Below are 6,575 nucleotides of genomic sequence, written 5' to 3'. Positions count from 1 at the left end.
CCATATCACTTACTACCGTTTTTGTTTTTAGTTCCCGCTAATCCGCGATGAACCACAAAAAAGCCCACCTAGTGTGGGCTTTTTTGTGTCTGTAATTCCTTGTGTTATCTCGTTCTTTATGAACAATCAAAAAAGTCCACTGAATGTGGGCTTTGATGTAGATCTTGTCGTCTTCTAAGCTAAGCTCGAATGATCATTTGCTCGCGCTCAGGACCTACCGATACCATCACGATTGGCACACCCATCAGCTCTTCGATACGAGTAACGTAATCTTGCGCTGCTTGAGGAAGGCTCTCAAACGTGCGGCAACCCGTGATGTCTTCATCCCAGCCAGCCATATCTTCATATACGGGCTTTAGCTCAGCCGTTTGTGGCCAAATCGGGTTCTCAGTATGTTCACCTGAGTAAGCGGTACAGATCTTAAGTTCAGACAAACCAGATAGGCAGTCAATCTTAGTCAGTGCGATTTCAGTCGCGGCTTGTAGGTCAACGCCGTTGCGAGTAGCTACAGCATCAAAGTAACCCATATCACGTGGGCGACCCGTAGTTGCACCATATTCGTTAGAGCTTTCGCGGAAGCTGTCTTGCTCTTCCATTGCTGTAACGAGCGTGCCAGTACCCACAGACGAACTGAACGATTTAGCAACGGCAATAATACGCTCAGGGCGAAGGGCAGGTAAACCGCTGCCAATGCCTGCATAAGCTGCAGTTACATTCGAAGACGTTGTCCAAGGGTATTCACCGTAAACAAGGTCACGACCTGCGCCTAACTGAGCTTCAAACAGTAGGTTTGCGTCTTGCGATTGCAGTGCTTTAAGCGGCTCTGTCACGTTGCAAATGAACGGGCGCCAAGCTTTAGTCACTTCAAGTAGCCATTCTGTCATTTCAGAAGCAGTCTGAGAGAAGTCACACTGAGGGTATAGAGCTTTAAGTTGAGGCATCTTCCAATCAAGTAAAAATTGAATACGCTGCTCCAAAATCTCAGGTTGATTCAGCCATCCCACAAGAATGCCTTTCTTCATCACGCGATCGCCGTATGCTGGTGCAATACCTTGACGTGTTGAGCCATAAGCGCCGTCACCCAAACGCTCTTCTTCAAGGGTATCTTCAAGGGCGTGTAAGGGGAGACACAGTGTCGCACGGTCTGAAATCGCCATTTTTACTTTGATGCCAGCTTCTTGAACTTCTGCAATCTCTTGAGTTAGCGCAGCAGGGCTGATCACCATGCCAGGGCCAAGAACCGCTGTACAGTCAGGATTAAAAATACCACTCGGTAGTTGATGCAGTTTAAACGTACCGAAGTCGTTTACTACGGTATGGCCGGCATTGTTTCCGCCTTGAAAACGAATGCTAGCAGAAGCTTGGTCTGCTAAAAAATCGACGATGCGGCCTTTGCCTTCATCACCCCAGTTTGCGCCCACAACAACGATAGATGGCATAATTTTTCTCCTAACTGATTGAGAAATCATGTTAGGCCTACAAAGTGGATAAGAGAAATTAATTATCTTTATTATCTTGATAAGGATTTCATATATCCTTAAAGTCTTAAGCTATAAACGAGATTCCCTATCGCGTTCGTTTATCACTGTAGGGAATGATATAAGTGACACGAGAGAGGGGACATGATGCTCGATATTAATTTGTTGAAGACGTTTGTGACGCTTGCGGAGTACAAGCATTTTGGGAAAGCGGCCAATGCACTGCACATGACACAACCCAATGTGAGTTTGCACCTAAAACAACTAGAACAACAAACACGCATAAGGTTGATTGAGAGAAGCCCATTTCAATTGACTCAAGCGGGTCAGCGGCTATTGGAAACAAGCCAAAGAACGCTACTCGAACTGCAGATTTGTCAGGCCGATCTCAATGCCATTAACGACCTTAAAATAGGGACGTTAACCATTGCCGTAAGTGACATCATTTCTCGATTTTTGCTAATTCGTCCGTTCCAGAAGTTCAAAGCGCAGTATCCCGGTATTGACCTTACGCTCTTGAATACCACGTCATCTCAGGCATCGAATTTAGTTAAAAATGCTCAAGCGGATATTGGTTTTGTTATCGCCAAAGAGCAGCACAACGAGTCTTTGTATTTCACTAAGCTGCAAGAGCTTTCTTGGTGTGCGCTTGGCGATGGGGTTGATATCCGAGACTCTGATGCAGAGCTCACTTTGATTCTACTAGGTCATGATACGAGAACGCGTGACTTTATTGATGAAGGTTTACCAAGCCTTAATCTACCTAATTATAGGGTGATGGAAGTAGGGAGTGTCGATGCTCAAATCGACTGGGCAGAAGCGGGATTTGGTGTGGCTATTGTCCCGGAGTTTGCGGTATCAACCAAGCAGCACCTGCATTCGAAAGTGACACCATTGACCAACTTCTCGAGCACCAGTCTTGGTTATATTGTTCGGCAGAACCAAGTCTTGTCGAAAGCAACCAAGCAGCTGTTAGGTTGGGTGAATGATGAGATTATTTCATTGCAAAACAAATAAATACAATCATTGAGTTTGACTCAATCAGCCCACCTCGAGTGGGCTTTTTTGTCCCTGGAAAGCCTCGTTTTTACTGAATCAATAATCTTTGGAACAAACTAGCGCTCACCATCAACTATTCGTCCCGCAAATCAGAGTTTCAAAATTCATCGTTGACAAAGTTTGATAATCAAACTAAATTTCAAATTATTACTTTGATTGTCAAATTACTTGTCAATCAAAGGGCTTTTATTTGCAACGATCATCTAACCACAAACACAAGCTAAGGACGCCAATTTGAGTTTTCCAACACGTCACCAACACAACTTTTCTTCACATAACAGTCAAGGTGAGAAACGCACGTTTTATGTCCTGTTATTGACCGTCGTTACCATGGTTGTCGAAATTGTTGCAGGTACTATTTACGGCTCGATGGCATTGCTTGCCGATGGTTGGCACATGGGGACGCACGCCGCAGCGTTTGGTATCACCTTATTTGCATACCGTTATGCGAAGAAACATGCCGAGAGCGAACGTTTCTCTTTCGGTACTGGCAAAGTCAGCGTGTTAGGGGGCTACACCAGCGCGATTGCATTGGGGATTGTGGCATTGTTGATGCTGGTGGAATCAGTACATCGTTTGTTTAACCCACAAGCGATTCAGTTCAATGAAGCGATCATCGTTGCTTGTATTGGTTTAACTGTGAATGTGGTGAGTATGTTTTTACTTGGCGATCACCATCATGATCACGGACACGAGCATGGCCACAATCATAGTAAGAATTACGGTCATTCACATAGCCATGAGCACGACAGCGACCATGGTCATAAACATGGCGAGCATCACGGACACCATCATGATCACAACCTACGTGCAGCCTACATGCATGTGTTGGCGGATACTCTAACTTCGCTGCTTGCGATTGTTGCGCTGCTATTTGGTAAGTTTTACGGTTGGAACTGGTTAGATGCAGCAATGGGAATGGTTGGCGCATTCGTGATTGCTAAGTGGACGATGAACCTTATGAAACAAACCAGCCCAATCCTGCTGGATGAGAATATCGACCAAGATTATCGTGACTCAGTGACCAAAACCTTAACGCCTTATGCGTCGGTCACCGATTTCCATATGTGGAAGGTGAGTGGGCATCACTATTCAGCAGCGATTACTCTTGAATCAAACAGTGATAAAACCGTCTCTGAATATAAACAAATGCTCGCCAAGTTTGATAAGATTAATCATCTTACTCTTGAAGTGCATTCAAACGACCATGCGAAATATAGAACAACTTAACCAAATACTGACTGAGTTCTACGATAAAATGTCTTCGTGGGAGCAGTCTGTTGTCAAAGAGACGGGTTATTCCCTGGCTCAAGTACACACCATTGAAGTACTTGGTATGCATGGTGCGTTAAGAATGAAAGAGCTCGCTGAAAAGTTGGGTATTACCACGGGTACACTTACTGTTCAAATAGAAAAGTTGGTTAAAGCTGAATTGATTGAGCGCCATGAACACCCAACAGATCGTCGTGCGATTGTGGTTGCCTTGACGGATGAAGGGCAGAAGATACACGTTCACCACAATCAGCTTCACTTGAATTTGGTTAATGAGCTGACGCAAGATATCGAAGAAGACGAGAAAGCGGTGTTATTGAAGTGCCTAACCAAGATGGTAAAAGCGTTTTAGCCAGCCTTGAATTCGCACCCTAACTCTTTAGCTGCAAAGCGATTGACTAGACAATCAAAAAAATGGACCTGACTCGAATTGAGTAGGTCCATTTTTTTCTCCGTTTACGCTTTACTGTACAATCATCAATAGACGGATTCACTGTTTAAAAACCAAGTCAAAACCTCCAATGTTGCGCTTCGCTCGTGCTCTTCTGGAGAGCCAAAAAAATGTCATCATAAATAATGCATCCAAATGTGCGTCAAAGTCTTTTAATTCAATGCCTTGTATACCAAGACGTTCAAGCCATTTATGTTCCGTCAAATAGCTGTCTCTCACTTTTATCATTCAACTAATGTACATGTATTCAATTTGTGTTATTGATGTTTTTATCTTTAGTGAAAAGATTCATTCTCTGTTTGAATACCATTGAGAATGTCACTGCTGGTGGGCTGAACAGTCGCTAGATTTAGTGCTCATTACTGATACAAAAACCATAACAATAACCAGGTCGCACGAGTTGTATTCCATGCTTCGATGCGATCAATTAGATACTCATAGTTAATTTAGTAAAGACGAGCCACGTATATGAATATAAAGAAAAAGCTCTATTCGTTGGGGATGTTCTCCATCTTCGGCATGATTTCACTGTTGTTTACCACATCGCAATTTGCAGACACCACCGCTCAAATGAGCGAAGCCAAACAAATCACCAAAGAACTTGAAGTGCGACTACTCAATCTTCGCCGTAACGAGAAAGATTTCCTATTACGTAGTGATATGAAGTACCTCGCCAAGTTCGACGTAAACTACAATAAATTCTTAGCGTCTGAATCTGAGCTCAATGCGGTGCTCAGTGATTTAGGTTTAGCCAACAGCACACACCTACGTGAAGATATCGAAACCTACCACACAAGCTTTGTTAACCTAGTTAAAGCGAGCGAAGTCTATGGGCTAGCACGCGACAAAGGCATGCTAGGCGAGTTTCATGCTTTGCTCGATAACATCAGCGCGACAGCCAGTGCTGAACAAAAAATCGAGCTTTACCTGTTCAATGACTTAATTGAAAAGGGTGAGTTCGATCCGAGTGTTCTTTCGATTACGTCTAATGTTGGAAGCTCAACTGCTTTGATAGATGCTGCACGTCAAGTGGTTGAACAGAAGCGAGTGATTGGCTTGAAGCACAACGAAGGTCTGCTTGGGCAAGCTCGTTCGGGTTCTCATGCTATCGAAACTCAATTTAAAGAGTTCTCAGCGGTATTAGATCAAGAAACCCAACAAGAGATGGACAAACTATCGTTGATCAACAACATCCTTTGCGTCACGCTACTCGTGTCGATCATTCTGTTCAGTTGGTTAATCGTCCGTTCTATTATCGGCAAGATTGAGTCATTACTCTCGGTGATTCGCAACATCGTTGATTCTAACGACGTGTCTATTCGTTCGCACCTTGATGGCAAAGACGAACTCAGCACTTTAGGCCAATACTTCAACCAATTGCTTGATCAGCTGGAAGGCTTGATCGCGGCATCTCAATCTAAGTCACTGCAACTGACACAAAGCACGTCGAACATGCATGACGAGCTAGAGTCAGTCATCAAACAGTTTGAAGTTCAAGCAAATCACACCTCTACAATGACAACGTCAGTGCAAGAGATGGTACTCACAATTGGTGAAATCTCAGAAAGCACATCAGTTGCGGCTGAAGGTGTTCATCAAGCAAAAGTGAATGCCGATAAAGGCCGTGAAGTGGTGGTTGAAACCATCAGCAACATTACTCAGTTGTCTGAACGCCTTTCTAGCAGCCAAGATTCGATCAGCTCATTGAACCATCATGTGGATCAAATTGGCGATGCGGTAAATATCATCCAAGGCATTGCAGAACAAACCAATTTGCTGGCACTGAACGCAGCCATTGAGGCAGCACGTGCCGGTGAACAAGGCCGAGGCTTTGCGGTAGTTGCCGATGAAGTACGCGCACTAGCAAGCAGAACGCATCAATCGACCACAGAGATAACTTCAGTGGTGAGTGCAATTCAAAGCCAGATGCAGGCGTCGATGGCAGAGATTGGCGAGTGTAATCAACAAGGCCAACTAACACTTAAAGATTCGGAAGAGCTGGATGCAAGCTTGCAACTTATCTTGAGCGATATGGAAAGCATCCAAGGTAATTCAGAACGAATTGCCTCAGCGATTGAAGAGCAGGGCGCAGTAATGGCGCAAGTGAGCGACTCAATCACTGAGCTGAATACTATTTCGAACGACAACAACGCTTCGGCGCAGCATTGCTTAGTTGAAGTGGACAAGGTAGCAGAGCAAGCGAACGATATGGACCAAGCGGTCGCGCAGTTCAAGACTTCATAAACAACATAGAACTTACTCATAGACAGAACCTTAAGCACTAAGCTCAGCGTAAATTCCGTCTAACGTAATGT

5 protein-coding genes are annotated in these 6,575 nt (G+C 44.3%); 4 read left to right on the top strand and 1 reads right to left on the bottom strand.

The genetic code is table 11. The annotated features are described in order from the left end of the window. Positions 1-179: 179 nt before the first annotated feature. Positions 180-1,439 carry an adenylosuccinate synthase gene (locus AB6E78_RS22530; protein ID WP_102393905.1) on the bottom strand — a complete coding sequence of 420 codons (1,260 nt, stop codon included), beginning with the start codon at positions 1,437-1,439 and terminating at the stop codon, positions 180-182. Positions 1,440-1,622: 183 nt separating this feature from the next. On the opposite strand from AB6E78_RS22530, the gene AB6E78_RS22525 reads away from it, so the two are divergent. The 4 genes from AB6E78_RS22525 to AB6E78_RS22510 all read left to right on the top strand — a co-directional run bounded on the left by AB6E78_RS22525 (position 1,623) and on the right by AB6E78_RS22510 (position 6,504). Further along, positions 1,623-2,495, top strand: coding sequence for a LysR family transcriptional regulator (locus tag AB6E78_RS22525; protein ID WP_102393906.1), 873 nt, complete (start codon positions 1,623-1,625; stop codon positions 2,493-2,495). A 276-nt stretch (positions 2,496-2,771) separates the two neighbouring features. Next, positions 2,772-3,767, top strand: a complete 996-nt coding sequence (gene dmeF, locus AB6E78_RS22520) for a CDF family Co(II)/Ni(II) efflux transporter DmeF (RefSeq protein WP_372110670.1) — start codon at positions 2,772-2,774, stop codon at positions 3,765-3,767. After that, the gene (locus AB6E78_RS22515) at positions 3,745-4,161 is read left to right on the top strand and encodes a MarR family winged helix-turn-helix transcriptional regulator (RefSeq protein ID WP_017059185.1); all 417 of its coding nucleotides are present in this window, start codon (positions 3,745-3,747) and stop codon (positions 4,159-4,161) included. Before dmeF ends, AB6E78_RS22515 begins: the two co-directional genes overlap by 23 nt. 618 nt (positions 4,162-4,779) lie before the next feature. Then, positions 4,780-6,504, top strand: coding sequence for a methyl-accepting chemotaxis protein (locus AB6E78_RS22510; RefSeq protein WP_372134244.1), 1,725 nt, complete (start codon positions 4,780-4,782; stop codon positions 6,502-6,504). The last annotated feature ends 71 nt before the right edge of the window (positions 6,505-6,575 follow it).

Origin of the sequence: Vibrio sp. 10N.247.310.98 (assembly GCF_041467395.1) — a bacterium.
GTDB classification, from domain to species: Bacteria; Pseudomonadota; Gammaproteobacteria; order Enterobacterales; family Vibrionaceae; genus Vibrio; species Vibrio crassostreae_C.
Note: the sequence above shows the minus strand (reverse complement) of the source record. Positions and strands in the feature narration are given on the sequence as shown.

Excerpts from the sequence above, each read along its gene's own strand:
- AB6E78_RS22530 (WP_102393905.1), bottom strand. The coding sequence starts at position 1,439 with ATGCCATCTATCGTTGTTGTGGGCGCAAACTGGGGTGATGAAGGCAAA.
- AB6E78_RS22525 (WP_102393906.1), top strand. The coding sequence starts at position 1,623 with ATGATGCTCGATATTAATTTGTTGAAGACGTTTGTGACGCTTGCGGAG.
- AB6E78_RS22515 (WP_017059185.1), top strand. The coding sequence starts at position 3,745 with ATGCGAAATATAGAACAACTTAACCAAATACTGACTGAGTTCTACGAT.
- AB6E78_RS22510 (WP_372134244.1), top strand. The coding sequence starts at position 4,780 with ATGATTTCACTGTTGTTTACCACATCGCAATTTGCAGACACCACCGCT.